Consider the following 16,723-nt stretch of genomic DNA (forward strand, 5'->3'; position numbering starts at 1 on the left):
AACAAACGAACAGGAACAACTGACGATGGTTGAAAACAATATCACCATAGGCATCACCTTTGCCGTCTACCTCCTCGTAATGCTCGGGATCGGCATCGTTGCCTACAAGCGCACCACCAATCTTTCCGACTATATTCTCGGGGGCCGTTCGCTGGGTCCCTGGACATCGGCGATCTCCGCCGGCGCCTCCGACATGTCCGGCTGGCTGTTGCTGGGTCTGCCTGGCGCGGCCTACGTCAGCGGCGTCTCGGCCAGTTGGATCGCCGTCGGTCTGTTGGCGGGCACCTGGCTCAACTGGCTGATCGTCGCCAGGCGACTACGCATCTACAGCTTTGTCGCCAGCGACTCCCTGACGCTGCCCGACTTCTTCGCCAAGCGTTTTCGTGATACCTCGCATCTGCTGCAGGTCATCTCGGCGCTGTTCATCCTGCTGTTTTTCCTCTTCTACACCAGTTCCGGTCTGGTCGCGGGGGGCAAGCTGTTCGAGACGGTCTTCGGTCTCGACTACAGCCTGGCAGTCACCATCGGTACCATTGCCATCATCTCCTACACCTTCTTCGGCGGCTTCCTGGCGGTATCCTGGACCGACCTGATCCAGGGCTTGATGATGGCCGTGGCACTGCTGATCGTGCCGGTCATTGCCCTGACCGACATGGGGGGACTTTCCGAGGCGGCCTCGCGCATCACGGCCGAGAACCCGCAACTGCTCGAGTGGTTCCGTGACGCATCGACCGGCGAGGCCTTGTCGTTCATCGGTATCGTCAGTTCGCTGGCCTGGGGACTGGGTTATTTCGGCCAGCCGCACATTCTGGCGCGCTTTGCCGCGATCCGCAGCGAAAAGGATATTCCCGCCGCCCGCCGCATCGCCGTGACCTGGTCTGCGCTGGGTCTGATCTGTGCCGTGGGCATCGGTCTGCTGGGGCTGGTCTATGTCCCCCGCGACCTGGCCGACGGCGAGCGAATCTTCATGATCATGGTCAACTTCATCTTCCACCCGGTGGTCGCCGGCGTCCTGCTCGCCGCCATTCTCGCCGCGGTCATGTCGACGGCGGACTCCCAACTGCTGGTCTCCTCCTCCGCGCTGACCGACGATTTCTACAAGGCGATCTTCCGCAAGGACGCTTCGCAGAAAGAGCTGGTATGGGTTGGCCGCCTGTCGGTGATCGGCATTGCCATCGCCGCCTATCTGCTGGCGCTGGACCCGGATTCCAGCGTTCTGAATCTGGTCTCCTATGCCTGGGCCGGATTCGGTGCCGCCTTCGGTCCCGCGCTGATCATGGCGCTGTTCTGGAGACGCATGAATCGCTGGGGCGCTCTCGCCGGTATCATTGTCGGTGGCGTGACCGTGGTGGTCTGGAGCAAACTGACCGGTGGAATTTTCGATCTCTACGAGATCGTGCCGGGCGTCATCTTTGCCTACATTGCCATCGTGGTGGCAAGTCTCGTCACCCAGGCACCCAGCACCGCCGTAACCGACGAGTTCGATAGCGTCAGCAAGATCTGATCGCCATCCTGCGCTGGATAACAGACCGCCACACGGCGGTCTGTTGCGTTCTCAAGCATTTCCAGTATCCCGTGCTGCCTCCTTCGAAGCGCTTTAGCTCACCTCATCTCGCCTCGAGTCGATTCGAAACTCTCCCTGCGTTGCACAAAAGTTTACAAACAGTGTTTCAAAATTTTACTCGACTAGGAAACAGTGTTTCCTATACTTTGTGTGTATCTCATATCGCCGAGACTCGAGGAGAGACTCATGACCAAGACAAAACTGTTTTCCGCTGCCGTACTGGCAGGTAGCTGCATCTTTGCCACGCAAGCGGCATTCGCTTACGGTGCTGGGGATATCTTCGTTCGCGCCGGCGTTGCCAAGTCCAGCGCGGATGACGCCGAGATCCGCAACCAGGATCTGGACCTCAACGACGAAAACGGTTTCGTGGGCGGAGTCGGCTACATGTTCCACGATAAGCTGGGTCTGGAACTGAGCAGCTCCGAAAAATTCGAGCACGAATTCTCTGGCGGCTCTTTCGAGCAGCGGCCGATCAACCTGATGGTGCAGTACTATCCGCTGGGCGGGATGGATGCGCGCATTCAGCCGTATGTCGGGGCAGGCGTCAACTACACGCGTTTTTCTGATGAAAGCCTGGATGGCGGCAGCCTCAACATGGACCATTCCTGGGGCGCGGTCGGCCAGGTGGGTGTCGATCTGGCGATCATGGAAAACGTTGCCTTGAACGGTTTTGCCACGTATACCGATGTGGATTCCGATATCAATGCGAACTACGGCGGCAACTCCGCTTCGGGTAAAGCCAAGCTGGACCCGGTCACCATCGGTGGCGGCATTACCTTCCGCTTCTGACATCGAGCAGTTCAGCTTCATCCATCGCCGGGCCTCGTGCCCGGCGATGTCGTTTATAGCCCTTCTACCGTTTACACCTACCTACGCAAGGCTTGCGCTGGATCAAAACGCTTTTCCGCAACCGGAATAGACTTCTACCACGTTGGTAGTACCTCTTCTGAGCAAGACATTCATAAGGAACAGCATCATGCGTAAGCCCCTCCTCACTTCTGCGCTAGCCACGGGCCTCATGATTGGCGGCCTCGTCATCAGCAGCCAGGTTCTCGCCTACGGCGCGGGTGACATCTTCACCCGAGTCGGTGTCGCCAAGGTCTCGCCGAAAAGCGACAACGGCACTCTGAGCGGAGGAATCGACGTCGACGTACAGGATGATCAGGGGTTTGCCATCACGTTCGGTTATCGCTTCCATGACAAGCTGGGCGTCGAGCTGCTGGCCGCCGACCGCTTCGAGCATGACATCGAACTCAATGGCGATAATCTCGCCTCGACCAAGCACCTGCCGCCGACGCTGACCCTGCAGTACTACCCATTGGGCGGTACCCCGTCCCGCGTGCAGCCCTATGTCGGCGCCGGCATCAACTACACGCACTTCTCGGACGACAACAGCGCACTGGGCAATCTCGAGCTGGACGACTCCTGGGGCGCAGCCGGCCAGGTGGGCGTGGATCTGCTGATCAACGAGCACTGGGCACTCAACGCAGCCGCCTGGTATCTGGACATCGACACCGATGCCAGCCTCGATGGCACCGACCTCGGCAATGTCGACATCGACCCGGTCGTGGTCATGGGCGCCCTCAGCTTCCGTTTCTAAGTGCTCAGGATCATTCGCAACGCCAAGGCTCCGGAGCCTTGGCGTTTTGCATTCCAGAGACTCATGCGCTCGATTGGCAGCGAATCAGCGGGAGGTATCGCGAGAGAGACCCAGCATCGTCAGCGAGATCTCACACAATCCACCGACACACTCCACCTGCGTTAGCTGCGCATGGTATTCCGACGAGAGAAAGGGGCGTCCCGCCAGGAGATGCTCGAGATACTCCCGGGCCGGTTTCAGTGATGGTGCCGTCATGATCGGCGAAGCAATATAGACCCAGGCGGGCACGTCGCCTTCCGCAGTGCGCACTGGCAGCACCTCGCGAATGTAATGACGTGGGTGACCTTCGAAAGGATCCATGGCCCGGATCTGGCAATCTTCCTGCAGACGATAAAGCACGCCTTCGACCCGCGCCCCCGGCTGCGGCGTGATGTTGGCATGTGCGACTCCCGGCACGCGCGAGCGCTTGTTGAACGTCAGCCGGTAGTCTTCGAGCGTACCCCGCATGGCGCACCGATGCGTGCCATGACCCGATCGGCATTCATGTTGCTACCGTAAGCGAAGTAATAGGACATGCGGGATTCATGCCTCGGTGATGACACGATCGACTTCGGCAATGGCACTGACCACGGTCAGACGTATACTGGACGAGGCATTCTGCAACCAGGCCTCGGCGGCGGGGGCGACATCGCATTTCGCCGGCAGCGGCGCGTTGGCCTCGATCAGCGCCTCCAACCTGGGGATGAAGACGTACCTGAGCCACTGCGGCAGCTCCATGGTATCGATGCAGAAAGGCTCGGAGCTGTCATATGCAGAGGCCGGAGGCGAGGGAAAGCCCCAGAGGTCCGCGCTTTTCAACGTAGCCTCGAGACGCACCAGCGCCTGGGCGAGTTCGGCATGTGAATCCATGTCATCTTCTCCATCTCGTCATCGGACGCCTATTATCCTGTTCGACAGGGGCACTGGCCAGCCGACTATTCCACTGCCCGGCTGAAGGGCTCCCGACTGATGGTGAACGGATCGCGTCCAGCCTGCGCAGCAATTCACAGAAATCCTGCAAGACCGTGTGGATAACCTCTGGAAAAGTCGTGCTCGCCGCGACATCGCGGCGCTCTGCAAAGGTTGTACGTTTTTTGATCAGACCGCTGTCCCGGAGAACGATACCGAGCCACACATGCCGGGCAGGACTGCTTGGTCAGGCGCTGGAAAGCCTTTCAATGTCAGGTTACAGTGCGCGGCCCGATACGGAGAGAGACCATGCAACCGATCCATACGCTGACCGACTTCTTTACACGTACCGGGGCCGACGTACACTTTTATGACATGGGACGCTGCGTCGCACCTTTTGCGCCGGCCCGGTTGGCCGAATTCGAGAGCGGTACGGTGCCTTGGCCGCTTCCCTGGCAAGGACAGGCACGTTTTGCCTGCGTGTTCCGCTTCGCCGATGAAAGCATGGACCCCTTGATCTGGTTTCTCGCCCTGCCACTCGACGAGGAGGGACGGTTGGTTCTCGCACCACGCGATGCTTTCATCAGCCGCCTGATCGAGACACTGGGGCACACTGCCGAACAGGCCGGCCATCGGGGGGATGACGAAGCGGGCAATCTGATGAAGGACAATCCACTGGCCTTCACACCCGAACTGACGCAGCGGGCCATCCTGCATGCTCGGGCTGCATACGATTTCTCACGTCCCGCCAGCCAGCATCATGAGCTGACCGAGGCGTACCTGACCGGAGCGCAGGAAGTGGACTGGCAGTTTCTCGGCTTGCAGGGCATCGCCGACTTCAGTGTGCGCTACGACGACGAACAGGCCCGCATCCTGGCGAACCGCCTGGCAGGTCTCCCGGTCGAGGTGGTGCGCCCTCTCTGCTACTGTATGGAGCATGTCGGGCCTGAAGACGCCTTGGCGACGGCGCTTCATGAGCGGGGCAGACGCGCCCGGGAGGAAAGCGACATGGAGACCTTCCACGCCATCGTGCGTGCTTTGGGCGCCAGTCCGTCGCCCTTGGCGGGAGAGTGGTATGACGAGCTGCTCGCGGGAGACGCCGCCGAGGACCCGGGATTGCTCACCGCCATTGCGGCCCGCGGCTGGGCGCATCTCGAGCATGCCGAACGCCTGCCGCGCTTTCTGGCCCGGCTTGCCGAAAATTCACAGCTGGATTTCGCTGCACTGGTACGTGATCTGGCGCTGATTCCGCGTCTGCGCCTGCCGGTGCTGATGACGCTGCGTCAGGCCGAGCCGGCATCGCCAGTGGGACAACGATTGGCCGAACTGAGTCGATAATTCATGAAAGCACTGCCCTATCAGGCCAAGGCCGTGATCGGCCGCCGCGAGATGGTCACTCTGCCCGATCTGCAATTGACGCTGTGCTGCAAGGTCGACACCGGTGCCAGGACATCGGCATTGCACGCCGAGCATATCGAACCCTTCGAGCAGGAAGGTCATCTGTGGGTCAGTTTCATCACCCATATGGGCGGAACCGACACCCCGGCGCACAAACTGCGTGTACCTCTTCATGATCGTCGCAAGGTCAAGAGCTCCAACGGTCACGAGCAGTGGCGCTATGTCATTCGTACGCGCATGCTGCTGGGCGGCCTCGATTACCCCATAGAGCTGACCCTCAGCGATCGTCGCAGCATGCGCCATCCCATGTTGCTGGGTCGCCGAGCCATGCGCCGGCTGCTGGTTGCCCCGGGAGCCGCGTTCCTGCATGGCGAACCCTAGTGACGTCCGATGGCATCATGCCACCGGGGACTCGCGTCCCGGCACTGGACCTGTCCAGGCGTTGCCGGACGGAAAACCCTGACGCCTTCTGAGCGTCGGCATCCGCTTCGCCCCTTATCCGTATCCGATCCTTGTTGAGCCACTGGAGAGTCACATGCATATCGGCATTCTGTCGCGTAACCGTAATCTGTACTCCACCCGGCGGCTGGTGGAAGCCGCCGAACAGCGAGGACATAGTGCGCGTGTCATCGACACGCTGCGCTGCTACATGAACATTGCCTCGCATCGCCCATCGATTCATTACAAGGGCGAGGAGATCGAGCCCTTCGATGCCATCGTGCCGCGGATCGGCGCTTCGGTGACATTCTATGGATGTGCCGTGCTGCGGCAGTTCGAAATGATGGGAACCTACGTGCTCAACGATTCCGTCGCCATCACCCGCTCACGTGACAAGCTGCGTTCGTTGCAGTTGTTGTCACGCAAGGGCCTGGGTCTCCCCATCACCGGCTTTGCGCACTCTCCCGATGACATTCCCGACCTGATCAAGATGGTCCGTGGTGCCCCGCTGGTGATCAAACTGCTCGAAGGCACCCAAGGCATCGGCGTGGTACTGGCCGAAACCAACCAGGCGGCGGAGTCGGTCATCCAGGCATTCATGGGCATGAAAGCCAATATCATGGTCCAGGAGTACATCAAGGAGGCCAAGGGCGCCGACATTCGCTGCTTCGTGATCGGTGACAAGGTCGTGGCCGCGATGAAACGCCAGGCGGCGGAGGGCGAATTCCGCTCCAACCTGCACCGTGGCGGCAGTGCCAGCGTGATCCGCATCACACCGGAAGAGCGCTCCACCGCTATCCGTGCCGCCAAGGCCATGGGTCTGCTCGTGGCGGGTGTCGACCTGCTGCGCTCCAACCATGGCCCGGTCATCATGGAAGTCAACTCATCCCCCGGACTGCAGGGAATCGAAACGGCAACCGGCAAGGATATCGCCGGCCTGATCGTCGAGCATCTGGAAAAGAACGCCAGCACACCCCGCAAGACGACACCGCCTAAGCCCAAGGGGTAAAGGATTTGTCATCGCCGATACGCGAATATCGTCAATAATAAAAATTCTTGTCCATGGGGGTAGCAAAACAGTGTTTCCACACGCACAATTTGCGTCACCGGAGGAGGTGACCGCCCATGTTTCTCGATAATCGCCAGGTGGCGATGGATAGCGTGCTGGAAGCGCTAGCTGACAGCCTTGACTACTTCCAGGACAATCTCGAACGCCTGCGTCCCGCCCTGCGTGAAACCCTGAAACCCTACTACGGCGAGCGCGAGAAGGCCCTTCGGGAACTCCAGGTTCTGGCCAGGGAGCACCTGGATCTGCTGCCGCGCGATGCCGATGTCGAACGTGACGATTACTTGTGGCTCTGGAGCCGCATCAAGAGCTTCGTCGGCAACGACAGCCAGGTGCTGATCGGCGAGTTGCTCGAACAGGAACGTGTTCTCATGCAGGCGCTGGGCACCGCCTTTACCCATCCGCTGCCTGATCCCATCGAGCCGACACTGGAGCAGTGCTGGAAGAATTGCCGCGCCCTGATCCGTGAACTCAACCGCTTCCAGAACCAACGACACAAACGCTGACTCAAGCGCTGTCCGACAGCCTTGAAGTCGGCTCCCGCAGAGGCAAGGGCTCGAAAGGGCCCAGGAAGTAGGGTTTACGTCCCCAGAGATAGAGATCTCCTACGGTGGCAGCTCGTGCCAGCCATTCACGCAACCAGAGCTGCCAGGCGCCGGTCGCCGGCTCTCCGGGCGCAGCGCAACCATAAGCCTCGATTCCCATCGCATCGGCGATGAAAAGCGCTCGCGGCAGGTGCCAGGCCTGAGAGATCAATAGCACTCGCCTGACGCCGAACACCTCCTTGGCTCTCACGATGCTATCGAACGTACTGAACCCCGCATAGTCGAGCGTCATGGCCCCTTTGGGCACGTTATGTCCCCGCAGATCACGCCACATGGTGATGGGTTCATTGTAAAAGCGCGTGCGGTTGTCACCCGACAGCAGCAGATGCTGAACGCGCTGCAGACGCAGCAGGCGCGCTGCCGCCATGATCCGTGCCGAAAAATAGGGATTGCGACCGCCTCCACGCAATCCCCGCGCCGTTCCGAAGACCAGCCCCACCGGCTCGGCGACACATAGCGGCAGGTCATGCTCGATTCGAGAGTGCGTCTTGGCGAGAACCCAGACATTGAGCGCCACGACAATCAGGCAGAGCGTGAGCAATGCACCGAACAGCGCGAGTAACAGACGCTTCAATACGCGCCACATGCGAATCTCCACCCGCCATCAATCCCGTTGGCCAGCGGCCCTTCTGGCCGGCTCCTGACCCATCAAACTCGGTGGAGAATACGGGGTTGCCGCCTGATCTGTCACGCTCTGAGGCAGGCGTCTAGAACATGCCCAGTTCAAGTCGCGCCTCTTCGCTCATCATTTCCCGGCTCCAGGGAGGATCGAAGACCGTTTCGACATGGACCTTGGAGATCTGCGGCGCCCCTAGAATCTTGCGGCGCGCATCTTCGGCAATGACGTCTCCCATCCCGCAGCCGGGCGCGGTCAGCGTCATGCGGATCGTCACGATCTTTTCACCGGACAGCAGATGCTCGATGCGGCAACCATAAACCAGACCGAGGTCGACGATATTGACCGGAATCTCGGGGTCATAGCAAGTCCGTAACTGATCCCAGATGAACTGCTCCAATGCCTCTTCACTGGCATCCTCGGGCAAGGTGGGACGAGGCAGCGACTCGAGGCCCAGGGCGTCCAGGTCGCTGCCCTCGATCAGGAACAGGCGCCCTTCGAACGACACGCTGACCGAGCTGCCCTTGGCCTGCATGATACTGACGATACTGTCCTCGACGAGCGTCACCACCTTGCCAAAGGGGATGGAAATGGCCTCGACATCGCGCTGCAGGGGCATCTGCTGCCCCTTGTTCAGGCCTTTCAGTTGATCCATGCCGTCTCCTAGCGCACCATGCCGATGACGCGGATCAGCGCCTCGACGAACTGATCGATCTCTTCCGGCGTGTTGTAGGCAGCAAACGACGCGCGACAGGTCGCATCGACGCCGAAGTGGCCCAGCACCGGCTGCGCGCAGTGATGCCCGGTACGGATCGCCACGCCCAGCTGGTCGATCAGCAGCCCGATATCCTGGGCATGCGCGCCATCCACGATAAAGGACACCACACCCGCCTTGTCGGGTGCCGTACCCAGGATCCGCAGACCATCGATGCCGGACAGCTGCTCGGTGGCATGCGAGAGAAGACGCTGCTCCCAGGCACCAATCAATTCGATACCGATAGCGCTCACCCAGTCCAGCGCCACGCCCATGGCAATGACTTCCGCAATTGCCGGCGTACCCGCCTCGAAGCGGTGGGGAATGGTGTTGTAGACCGTGCCGCGATCGAACGACACGGTCTTGATCATCTCCCCGCCTCCCTGCCAGGGCGGCATCGCCTCGAGCAGCTCCGATTTCGCATAAAGCGCGCCGACTCCCGTCGGTCCGTAGACCTTATGACCGGAGAAAGCGTAGAAATCGGCGTCGATCTCCTGCACGTCCACCCGCTGATGAGGAACCGCCTGGGCACCATCGACCAGGATCAGCGCTTCATGGGCATGCGCCACCTCGGCCATCTCACGGATCGGATTCACCGTTCCCAATGCGTTGGAGACGTGGTTGACGCAGACCAGACGCGTACGCTCGCCGAACAGAGCGCGATAAGCGGCCATGTCCAGCACGCCACGATCGTCGACGGGAATCACCCTGATCACGATGCCTAGCTGCTCGGCCAGCAGTTGCCAGGGCACGATATTGGAGTGATGTTCCATCAGCGAGACCAGCACTTCGTCACCGGCCTTCAGGTTGGCCCGCCCCCAGCTGTTGGCCACCAGATTGATGGCTTCGGTGGTGCCCCGTGTGAACACGATCTCACGGGTCTCACGGGCCCCCAGCATGGCGCGCACCTTGTCACGGGTGCCTTCATAGGCGGCAGTGGCCTCGTCGGCCAGGGTGTGCAGACCGCGATGGATGTTGGCGTTGTAACGGCTGTAATAATCCTCGATCGACTCGATGACGGCAGTCGGGGTCTGGCTGGTTGCCGCATTATCGAGGTAGATCAGCGGCTTGCCATGGACTTGCCGATTCAGAATGGGAAAGTCCCGACGTACCTTTACCACATCAAGTGTCAGATCCTCGAAGGAGGTCATGATCATGCCTCCTCTGCGCTGTCGGCAGCCTCGACCAGGCCGGTCAGGTTGAAGCGCTCCGGCAGTTTGCCGGCCACGGCTCGCTCGACACGTTCGGCAACCTCGGGCAATCCCACCTGCTCCATGACCTCGCCGGCAAACGCCAGAGTCAGCAGTCCTCTCGCCAGCTGTTCGCTGAGGCCGCGGGTGCGCAGGGCAAAGACCGCTTCTTCGTCGAGCTGCCCCGTGGTGGTGCCGTGGGAGCACTTGACATCATCGGCATAGATTTCGAGCTCCGGCTTGGTGTCGACCTCGGCCCGGTCGGACAGCAGCAGGTTGGCGTTGCTCTGGTAAGCCTCGATCTGCTGGCTGTCGCGCTTGACGATGACCTTACCGTTGAACACGCCCCGGGCACGCTCGCCGAGAATCCCCTTGTAGTTCTCGTTGGAGAAGGTGCGCGGCGCATTGTGATTGACCAGCGTGTGGTTATCGATGTGCTGACGCCCCTGACCGAAGAACAGGCCGTTGTAGTTGGCCTCGGCACCCTCGGCGTTGAGATCGGCCACCAGATCGTTGCGCACCAGGGCACCGCCCAGATTCAGGTTGAATGAAGCGAAACGGCTGTCGCGACTCTGATCGATATGGATACTGGCCACGTGCAGGTCATCGGTCGAGGCCTCCTGCAGCTTGTAGTGCTTGAGTATCGCCCCGCGCTCTAGCAGCACTTCGGTGACCACGTTGGTGAAGTTGGCGGCACCCGACTCGCCGGCATAGTGCTCGATGACGGTGGCCTCGCTGCGCCCACCGCCCATGATCAGCACTCGCGGGTGACTCATGACCGGCTGGGCATTCTGGCGAGAAACGAAGCAGAGGTAGATGGGAGCTTCCACCACCGTGCCCGGCGCTAGACGTACCACGGCACCTTCATGGGCAAAGGCCGTGTTGAGCGCGGTAAACGGCGAGAACTCGACCCCCGCCAGACGCCCCAGCGCACCGCCGATCGCCTCGTGATTGATCTCCATGGCAACCGACAGCGGCTCGACGCTGACCCCGGCAGGCAGGCTGTCGACATCGGAGAGCTCCGCCGAGAAGAGACCATCAACGAAGACCAGCCGATGAGCATCGCTGGACAGTGCCAGCGCATCAAAACGTTCCCTGTCGAGCCGGGCATCCTGAGGCAGAGAGAAGTCGGTCTGCGCGATGCGGCGCACATCGGTATACTTCCACGCCTCGTCGCGCGAGGTGGGAAACCCCATCGCTTCAAAGCGCGCCGCGCCGGCTTGGCGACGTGCCGCGACCCAGGTCGGGTCGGCAGCGCCGTCACGCTCGGCGAGGCGCTGCAGAAACAGTTCCGGTGCACTCATGCCGCTGATTCCTCCAGTACCCATTCATAACCGCGGGCTTCAAGTTCGTGGGCCAGATTCTTGTCGCCTGTCTTGACGATGCGGCCGTCGACCAATACATGCACCACATCGGGCACGATATAATCGAGCAGACGCTGATAGTGAGTGACCATGAGAATCGCGCGATCCTCGGCACGCAGCGAATTGACCCCTTCGGCCACGACCTTCATGGCATCGATATCCAATCCGGAATCGATCTCGTCGAGCATCGCCAGCTTGGGCTGCAATATCAGCATCTGCAGAATCTCGTTGCGCTTCTTCTCGCCTCCCGAGAAACCTTCATTGACGGCGCGTTGCAGGAAGCTCGCATCCATCTTCATGTAAGCCAGCTTTTCCTTGACCAGCTTCATGAACTCCGGCGCCGGCATCTCGCCCTCACCGCGTGCTTCACGCTGGGCATTGAGGGCTGCCTTGAGCAGATAGATGTTCTTCACGCCCGGTATCTCGACCGGGTACTGGAAGCCCAGCAACAGCCCGGCCTGCGCCCGCTCCTCGATTTCCATGTCGAGCACGTCACGCCCCTCGAAGGTGATGGATCCTCCGGTTACCTCGTAGCCATCCTTTCCGGCGATCACCGCCGACAGGGTAGACTTGCCCGCCCCGTTGGGCCCCATGATGGCGTGGATCTCTCCTGAATTGATCGTCAGATTCAGGCCCTTGAGGATTTCCTTGTCTTCCACCGTGACGTGAAGATCTTTGACTTCGAGCATGTTTGCCACCTTTGAATTCTGGTTTCGCGAGGCCGACAGCGCGTCCTCTCTAAAACGTTTCGAGAAACGAGCGAGCGGCGCCTGAACACGGCGGAAGCTGCAGAGAAGCGGAGTTTACTGAAGTAAATGAGCATTCTCGAACCAGCTTCCAACGCCGTGCAGGCGTTGCGCAGCCGTTTCTTATCCCACCGCGCCTTCGAGCGTCACGTTCAGCAGCGCCTCGGCTTCCACCGCGAACTCCATCGGCAGCTCTTGGAAGACGTCCTTGCAGAAGCCGTTGACGATCATGTTGACCGCATCCTCCTCGGAGATGCCGCGCTGACGGCAATAGAAGAGCTGGTCCTCGCCGATCTTCGAGGTGGTCGCCTCATGCTCGAGAGTCGCCGTGCTGTTGCCGATTTCCTGATAAGGGAAGGTATGCGCACCACAACGATCACCGATGAGCAGTGAGTCGCACTGAGTGAAGTTGCGCGCCCCCTTGGCCCGTGGCCCGATCTTGACCAGCCCGCGGTAGGCCTGATCACTGTTGCCTGCAGCGATACCCTTGGAGACGATGGTGGAACGGGTACCCTCACCGATATGGATCATCTTGGTGCCGGTATCCGCCTGCTGACGACCGTTGGTCACGGCGACGGAGTAGAACTCGCCGACACTGTCCTTGCCGCGCAGCACACAGGAGGGGTACTTCCAAGTGATGGCGGAGCCGGTCTCGACCTGGGTCCAGCTGATCTTGGCGCGATCGCCGCGGCAGTCGCCGCGCTTGGTGACGAAGTTGTAGATGCCGCCCCGCCCTTCTTCGTCTCCCGGATACCAGTTCTGTACGGTGGAGTACTTGATGTAGGCATCTTCCAGCGCGACCAGCTCGACGACCGCGGCGTGCAATTGGTTCTCGTCGCGCATCGGCGCGGTACATCCCTCCAGATAGGAGACCTGGGCCTGCTTGTCGCAAATGATCAGCGTCCGCTCGAACTGGCCGGTGTTGGCGGCGTTGATACGGAAGTAGGTGGACAGCTCCATGGGACAGGTCACGCCCTCCGGCACATAGACGAAGGAGCCATCGGTGAAGACCGCCGAATTGAGCGCAGCAAAAAAGTTGTCGCCCTTGGGCACGACCGTTCCCAGATACTGGCGTACCAGCTCGGGATATTCGCGAATCGCCTCGGAAATCGAGCAGAAGATCACACCCGCTTCCGCCAGCTTCTCCTTGAAGGTCGTGGTCACCGAAACCGAGTCGAATACCGCATCTACCGCCACGCCTGCCAGGGCCGCGCGCTCATGCAGAGGGATGCCCAGCTTCTCGTAGGTCTCGAGCAGCTTGGGGTCGACCTCATCGAGACTCTTCGGCGCATCGTCTTTCTTCTTGGGGGCGCTGAAATAGGAGATTCCCTGATAGTCGATCGGCGGATAGTTGAGATGCGCCCAGGAGGGCTCTTTCATCTTCAGCCACTGATGGTAGGCATCCAGGCGCCATTCGAGCATCCACTCGGGCTCGCCCTTCTTTTCCGAAATAAAGGCGATGACGCTTTCGTCCAGACCGGGCGGAACCGTGTCACTCTCGATGTCGGTCACGAACCCTTGGGTGTACTCGCGACGGACAAGCTGCTCCATTTCCTGACTTGCCATGATATCTCCCCTCCCGGGCGGTATGCTGTCGAACAGAATACGCGGTCAATGTCGGGCGCTTAGACCTTGGCCGAACTGGCCAGCGTCACGCTCTGTATAGGTAGTTGCACGGGTAGCTTGAGCGGTGAGTCCTGGGCCAGATGCGCCAGCGTCACGCTATCGAGCAAGGCGCCGATCGCCAGCGACACGCGCTGCCAGTTGTCTGCCACGCCACAGGTGCCGAGCAGATCACATCCTCCGTCGGCGTGGCTGCACTCCGTCACGGCAACAGGCCCCTCGATGGCGGCGATGATATCGCTCGCCGTGATGCTGGATGCCGGGCGCGCCAGACGATACCCTCCCAGCACGCCACGCCGCGATTCCAGCAATCCTGCCCGCGCCAGCATTTTGAGTGTCTTGCTTACCGTGGGGTAAGGCAGCTGCACCACCTCGGAAAGCTCCGCGGCAGCATGCGCCTGCTGAGGGTGGCGCGCGATCTGCGCCATCACGACAGCGGCGTAATCGGTCAGCTTGGACAACTTCAACATGCCTGCTCCACCATGTTGGATTCGGTACCATTTTAGTCCTATATGGCCCGCATGTGAAGCATGACCCGCCCGGCCACGCGATGAGGGGCGCAAACGGGCGACAAGAGCGGCCATAAAAAAATAAATAAAATTAACAAAATTTAACCATTTAAAATAATGTAAGCTCTTCTTGGCCATAACCTCCCAACTTTCCTGACAAAAGAAAGGATGTGAAAAAATTTCTCACTTACTTATCTTGCCCCACCTTCTCTCCTTGCGCCCAATGCAGAATCGCCCGTACTGAAACGCCCCAGGCACTTCGGTATAATCTTCCTTTTATGGCAACGCGCACTCTTGAGTCGAACCGGGAAGGAACGCGCACCGCCCTCTGATTCGACGGCTATTTGGCCATGTGGACAACCACCCCTGTCGCCAGAAAGGAAATGCGCCTACAATGCGCCCTACAGCGACACGAAACGAAACCCGAGGCGAAGCGACTGAAACGATTCAGGATAATGGCGCAATACGCTCATCGATTTCTGGCATGCGCAAGAGCTTGTGCTAGTTTTGTTAGGCACGGCTTCGTATCGCTACGCAGGAATCAGTTATTTGTGTCGAAACAGACCATCGCGGATCTGCACGTGTCTTCTAGCACTGATTTATTAAGTAATTGCAGAGTCTCGCCGAGAGGTTTGAGTTCTTCTTAACCAAGAATACTTACAGAAATCATATTAGCTTTTGTAATTCAGCGTTCTCAGCTTGAAGCCAACGTATGAATTCAGTAAGGTGAGGTTATACTTGTTGCCAGTTCGAACATGCTTAGCCTTGAACAGGGAAAGAAGGTTAACCAACAGGGAGGTTTAAGATGAGAGTAACGATTTTCGGCACTGGGTATGTCGGCCTGGTCACCGGCACCTGCCTAGCTGATGCAGGTCACGAGGTGATGTGCGTCGATGTGGATGAAGACAAGATTGCCCGCATCAAGCAGGGTGAAATTCCCATCTACGAGCCAGGCCTGGAACCCTTGGTGAAGCGCAACGTCGCCGAAGAGCGCCTGTTTTTCACGACGGATGCCGCTGAAGCCGTCGCCTTCGGCACCGTGCAGTTCATTGCCGTCGGCACCCCCCCTGACGAGGATGGCAGCGCCGACCTCAAGTACGTGCTGGCGGTAGCCCGTACCATTGCCGAGCATATGCAGGATTACAAGCTGGTCATCGACAAGTCCACCGTACCCGTCGGTACAGCGGACAAAGTGAGCGATGCCATTCGTGAAGTCCTGCAGTCACGTGGCAGCGATCTGGAATACGACGTCTGCTCCAATCCGGAATTCCTCAAGGAAGGCTCTGCCGTCAAGGACTTCGCGGAAGGCGCCCGGATCATCGTCGGCACGGATTCCGAGCGGGTGAAGATGCTGATGCGTGAATGCTATGCGCCTTACAACCGCCGTCAGGAAAAGCTGATGTTCATGGACGTGCGCAGCGCGGAGCTGACCAAGTACGCAGCCAACGCTATGCTCGCCACCAAGATCAGCTTCATGAACGAAGTCTCCAACCTTGCCGAGCGCCTGGGAGCAGATGTCGATCAGGTCCGTCGCGGCATCGGCAGCGACCCGCGTATCGGCTACGAATTCATCTACCCCGGCTGTGGCTATGGCGGCTCCTGCTTCCCCAAGGACGTCCAGGCCCTGTCACGCACCGCCGGGCAGATCGGCTACGACGCCGAGCTGCTCAATGCCGTGGAAGCCGTCAACCATCGGCAGAAGGCCACGCTGTTCGGCAAGCTCTCCCAGGCTTTCGATGGCGACCTGAAAGGCAAGACGATTGCCGTGTGGGGACTGTCGTTCAAGCCCAACACCGACGACATGCGCGAAGCGCCCAGCCGCACTCTCATGGAAGCGCTGTGGGCCGCAGGTGCCAAGGTTCAGGCCTACGATCCGGAAGCCATGAGAGAGTGCCGTCGCATTTATGGCGAACGGGACGACCTCACCTTGTGCGAGAGCCGTAACGCCACCATCAATGGCGCCGATGCCCTGGTGATCTGCACGGAGTGGAAGGCCTTCCGCACCGTGGATTTCGCCTGGCTGAAGAGTCAGCTCGCCATGCCGGTGATCGTGGACGGCCGTAACCTCTTCGAACCGCATAGCGTGAAGGCCGCAGGCCTACTCTACTATGGGGTGGGACGGGGTGACTCACTGCGCATGGCATACGACGCCGGTCATAAGGCTGCGGTCGAAACAGCGACCAAACAAGCCGCCGGTGCCTGAATTATCGGCTCGATAATGCAATAACGCAGGGTAGAAGATCAAACGGATGTTGAACGATCTTCTGCCCTGCGGGGCCTGACACGACATGCGTTCGACTGT

General features: G+C 59.9%; 17 protein-coding genes. 8 read left to right on the plus strand and 9 right to left on the minus strand.

Going from position 1 to position 16,723, the window contains the following annotated elements; translation table 11 throughout:
- Window positions 1–25 precede the first annotated feature (25 nt).
- The 3 genes from putP (at window position 26) to ACYQ12_RS12805 (ending at window position 3,164) form a co-directional block, all read left to right on the plus strand.
- Window positions 26–1,504 carry a sodium/proline symporter PutP gene (gene putP / locus ACYQ12_RS12795; protein ID WP_459872324.1) on the plus strand — a complete coding sequence of 493 codons (1,479 nt, stop codon included), beginning with the start codon at window positions 26–28 and terminating at the stop codon, window positions 1,502–1,504.
- Window positions 1,505–1,750: 246 nt separating this feature from the next.
- The gene (locus ACYQ12_RS12800) at window positions 1,751–2,353 is read left to right on the plus strand and encodes an OmpW/AlkL family protein (RefSeq protein ID WP_459872327.1); all 603 of its coding nucleotides are present in this window, start codon (window positions 1,751–1,753) and stop codon (window positions 2,351–2,353) included.
- 187 nt (window positions 2,354–2,540) lie between these two features.
- Window positions 2,541–3,164: an OmpW/AlkL family protein gene (locus tag ACYQ12_RS12805; protein WP_459872330.1), complete on the plus strand. Its 624-nt coding sequence runs from the start codon at window positions 2,541–2,543 to the stop codon at window positions 3,162–3,164.
- Between the two features lie 84 nt (window positions 3,165–3,248).
- Here the strand turns inward: ACYQ12_RS12805 and ACYQ12_RS12810 are convergent, their stop codons facing one another.
- The gene (locus tag ACYQ12_RS12810) at window positions 3,249–3,671 is read right to left on the minus strand and encodes a gamma-glutamylcyclotransferase family protein (protein ID WP_459872333.1); all 423 of its coding nucleotides are present in this window, start codon (window positions 3,669–3,671) and stop codon (window positions 3,249–3,251) included.
- A gap of 75 nt (window positions 3,672–3,746) precedes the next feature.
- Complete coding sequence (locus tag ACYQ12_RS12815) at window positions 3,747–4,073, minus strand: YqcC family protein (RefSeq protein WP_459872336.1); 327 nt, start codon at window positions 4,071–4,073, stop codon at window positions 3,747–3,749.
- A gap of 348 nt (window positions 4,074–4,421) precedes the next feature.
- On the opposite strand from ACYQ12_RS12815, the gene ACYQ12_RS12820 reads away from it, so the two are divergent.
- The 4 genes from ACYQ12_RS12820 (at window position 4,422) to ACYQ12_RS12835 (ending at window position 7,520) form a co-directional block, all read left to right on the plus strand.
- Window positions 4,422–5,450 carry a DUF3549 family protein gene (locus ACYQ12_RS12820; RefSeq protein ID WP_459872338.1) on the plus strand — a complete coding sequence of 343 codons (1,029 nt, stop codon included), beginning with the start codon at window positions 4,422–4,424 and terminating at the stop codon, window positions 5,448–5,450.
- 3 nt (window positions 5,451–5,453) lie between these two features.
- A complete protein-coding gene (locus tag ACYQ12_RS12825) occupies window positions 5,454–5,891 on the plus strand; it encodes an ATP-dependent zinc protease family protein (protein ID WP_459872341.1) in 438 nt (145 codons plus the stop codon).
- A 154-nt stretch (window positions 5,892–6,045) separates the two neighbouring features.
- On the plus strand, window positions 6,046–6,957 hold the full coding sequence (gene rimK / locus ACYQ12_RS12830) for a 30S ribosomal protein S6--L-glutamate ligase (RefSeq protein ID WP_459872344.1): 912 nt from the start codon (window positions 6,046–6,048) through the stop codon (window positions 6,955–6,957).
- A gap of 116 nt (window positions 6,958–7,073) precedes the next feature.
- Window positions 7,074–7,520 (plus strand): hypothetical protein, encoded by a 447-nt coding sequence (locus ACYQ12_RS12835; RefSeq protein WP_459872347.1) that lies wholly within the window; start codon window positions 7,074–7,076, stop codon window positions 7,518–7,520.
- A gap of 1 nt (window position 7,521) precedes the next feature.
- Here the strand turns inward: ACYQ12_RS12835 and ACYQ12_RS12840 are convergent, their stop codons facing one another.
- From ACYQ12_RS12840 to ACYQ12_RS12870, 7 genes are all read right to left on the minus strand, one after another.
- A complete protein-coding gene (locus ACYQ12_RS12840) occupies window positions 7,522–8,205 on the minus strand; it encodes a SanA/YdcF family protein (protein ID WP_459872350.1) in 684 nt (227 codons plus the stop codon).
- 121 nt (window positions 8,206–8,326) lie between these two features.
- Window positions 8,327–8,890 (minus strand): putative Fe-S cluster assembly protein SufT, encoded by a 564-nt coding sequence (sufT, locus tag ACYQ12_RS12845; RefSeq protein ID WP_459872353.1) that lies wholly within the window; start codon window positions 8,888–8,890, stop codon window positions 8,327–8,329.
- 8 nt (window positions 8,891–8,898) lie between these two features.
- Window positions 8,899–10,140 (minus strand): SufS family cysteine desulfurase, encoded by a 1,242-nt coding sequence (locus ACYQ12_RS12850; RefSeq protein ID WP_459872355.1) that lies wholly within the window; start codon window positions 10,138–10,140, stop codon window positions 8,899–8,901.
- 2 nt (window positions 10,141–10,142) lie between these two features.
- Window positions 10,143–11,483 (minus strand): Fe-S cluster assembly protein SufD, encoded by a 1,341-nt coding sequence (gene sufD / locus ACYQ12_RS12855; RefSeq protein ID WP_459872358.1) that lies wholly within the window; start codon window positions 11,481–11,483, stop codon window positions 10,143–10,145.
- On the minus strand, window positions 11,480–12,232 hold the full coding sequence (gene sufC, locus ACYQ12_RS12860) for a Fe-S cluster assembly ATPase SufC (RefSeq protein ID WP_459872361.1): 753 nt from the start codon (window positions 12,230–12,232) through the stop codon (window positions 11,480–11,482). Before sufC ends, sufD begins: the two co-directional genes overlap by 4 nt.
- 180 nt (window positions 12,233–12,412) lie before the next feature.
- Window positions 12,413–13,855, minus strand: coding sequence for a Fe-S cluster assembly protein SufB (gene sufB / locus ACYQ12_RS12865; protein WP_459872364.1), 1,443 nt, complete (start codon window positions 13,853–13,855; stop codon window positions 12,413–12,415).
- Between the two features lie 59 nt (window positions 13,856–13,914).
- Entirely contained in the window at window positions 13,915–14,382 is a 468-nt protein-coding gene (locus ACYQ12_RS12870; protein WP_459872367.1) for an SUF system Fe-S cluster assembly regulator, read from the minus strand.
- A gap of 844 nt (window positions 14,383–15,226) precedes the next feature.
- Between ACYQ12_RS12870 and ACYQ12_RS12875 the strand changes: the two genes are divergently transcribed.
- Window positions 15,227–16,624, plus strand: coding sequence for a UDP-glucose dehydrogenase family protein (locus ACYQ12_RS12875; RefSeq protein ID WP_459872369.1), 1,398 nt, complete (start codon window positions 15,227–15,229; stop codon window positions 16,622–16,624).
- Window positions 16,625–16,723: the final 99 nt, after the last annotated feature.

Source organism: Halomonas shantousis, from assembly GCF_054654615.1.

What these genes read in the sequence shown, in the direction of transcription:
- ACYQ12_RS12875 (WP_459872369.1), top strand. Translation starts at nt 15,227, where the DNA reads ATGAGAGTAACGATTTTCGGCACTGGGTATGTCGGCCTGGTCACCGGC.
- ACYQ12_RS12815 (WP_459872336.1), bottom strand. Translation starts at nt 4,073, where the DNA reads ATGGATTCACATGCCGAACTCGCCCAGGCGCTGGTGCGTCTCGAGGCT.
- ACYQ12_RS12800 (WP_459872327.1), top strand. Translation starts at nt 1,751, where the DNA reads ATGACCAAGACAAAACTGTTTTCCGCTGCCGTACTGGCAGGTAGCTGC.
- ACYQ12_RS12870 (WP_459872367.1), bottom strand. Translation starts at nt 14,382, where the DNA reads ATGTTGAAGTTGTCCAAGCTGACCGATTACGCCGCTGTCGTGATGGCG.
- ACYQ12_RS12820 (WP_459872338.1), top strand. Translation starts at nt 4,422, where the DNA reads ATGCAACCGATCCATACGCTGACCGACTTCTTTACACGTACCGGGGCC.
- sufD (WP_459872358.1), bottom strand. Translation starts at nt 11,483, where the DNA reads ATGAGTGCACCGGAACTGTTTCTGCAGCGCCTCGCCGAGCGTGACGGC.
- ACYQ12_RS12805 (WP_459872330.1), top strand. Translation starts at nt 2,541, where the DNA reads ATGCGTAAGCCCCTCCTCACTTCTGCGCTAGCCACGGGCCTCATGATT.
- ACYQ12_RS12850 (WP_459872355.1), bottom strand. Translation starts at nt 10,140, where the DNA reads ATGACCTCCTTCGAGGATCTGACACTTGATGTGGTAAAGGTACGTCGG.
- sufB (WP_459872364.1), bottom strand. Translation starts at nt 13,855, where the DNA reads ATGGCAAGTCAGGAAATGGAGCAGCTTGTCCGTCGCGAGTACACCCAA.
- rimK (WP_459872344.1), top strand. Translation starts at nt 6,046, where the DNA reads ATGCATATCGGCATTCTGTCGCGTAACCGTAATCTGTACTCCACCCGG.
- ACYQ12_RS12840 (WP_459872350.1), bottom strand. Translation starts at nt 8,205, where the DNA reads ATGTGGCGCGTATTGAAGCGTCTGTTACTCGCGCTGTTCGGTGCATTG.
- ACYQ12_RS12835 (WP_459872347.1), top strand. Translation starts at nt 7,074, where the DNA reads ATGTTTCTCGATAATCGCCAGGTGGCGATGGATAGCGTGCTGGAAGCG.
- putP (WP_459872324.1), top strand. Translation starts at nt 26, where the DNA reads ATGGTTGAAAACAATATCACCATAGGCATCACCTTTGCCGTCTACCTC.
- sufC (WP_459872361.1), bottom strand. Translation starts at nt 12,232, where the DNA reads ATGCTCGAAGTCAAAGATCTTCACGTCACGGTGGAAGACAAGGAAATC.
- sufT (WP_459872353.1), bottom strand. Translation starts at nt 8,890, where the DNA reads ATGGATCAACTGAAAGGCCTGAACAAGGGGCAGCAGATGCCCCTGCAG.
- ACYQ12_RS12825 (WP_459872341.1), top strand. Translation starts at nt 5,454, where the DNA reads ATGAAAGCACTGCCCTATCAGGCCAAGGCCGTGATCGGCCGCCGCGAG.
- ACYQ12_RS12810 (WP_459872333.1), bottom strand. Translation starts at nt 3,671, where the DNA reads ATGCGGGGTACGCTCGAAGACTACCGGCTGACGTTCAACAAGCGCTCG.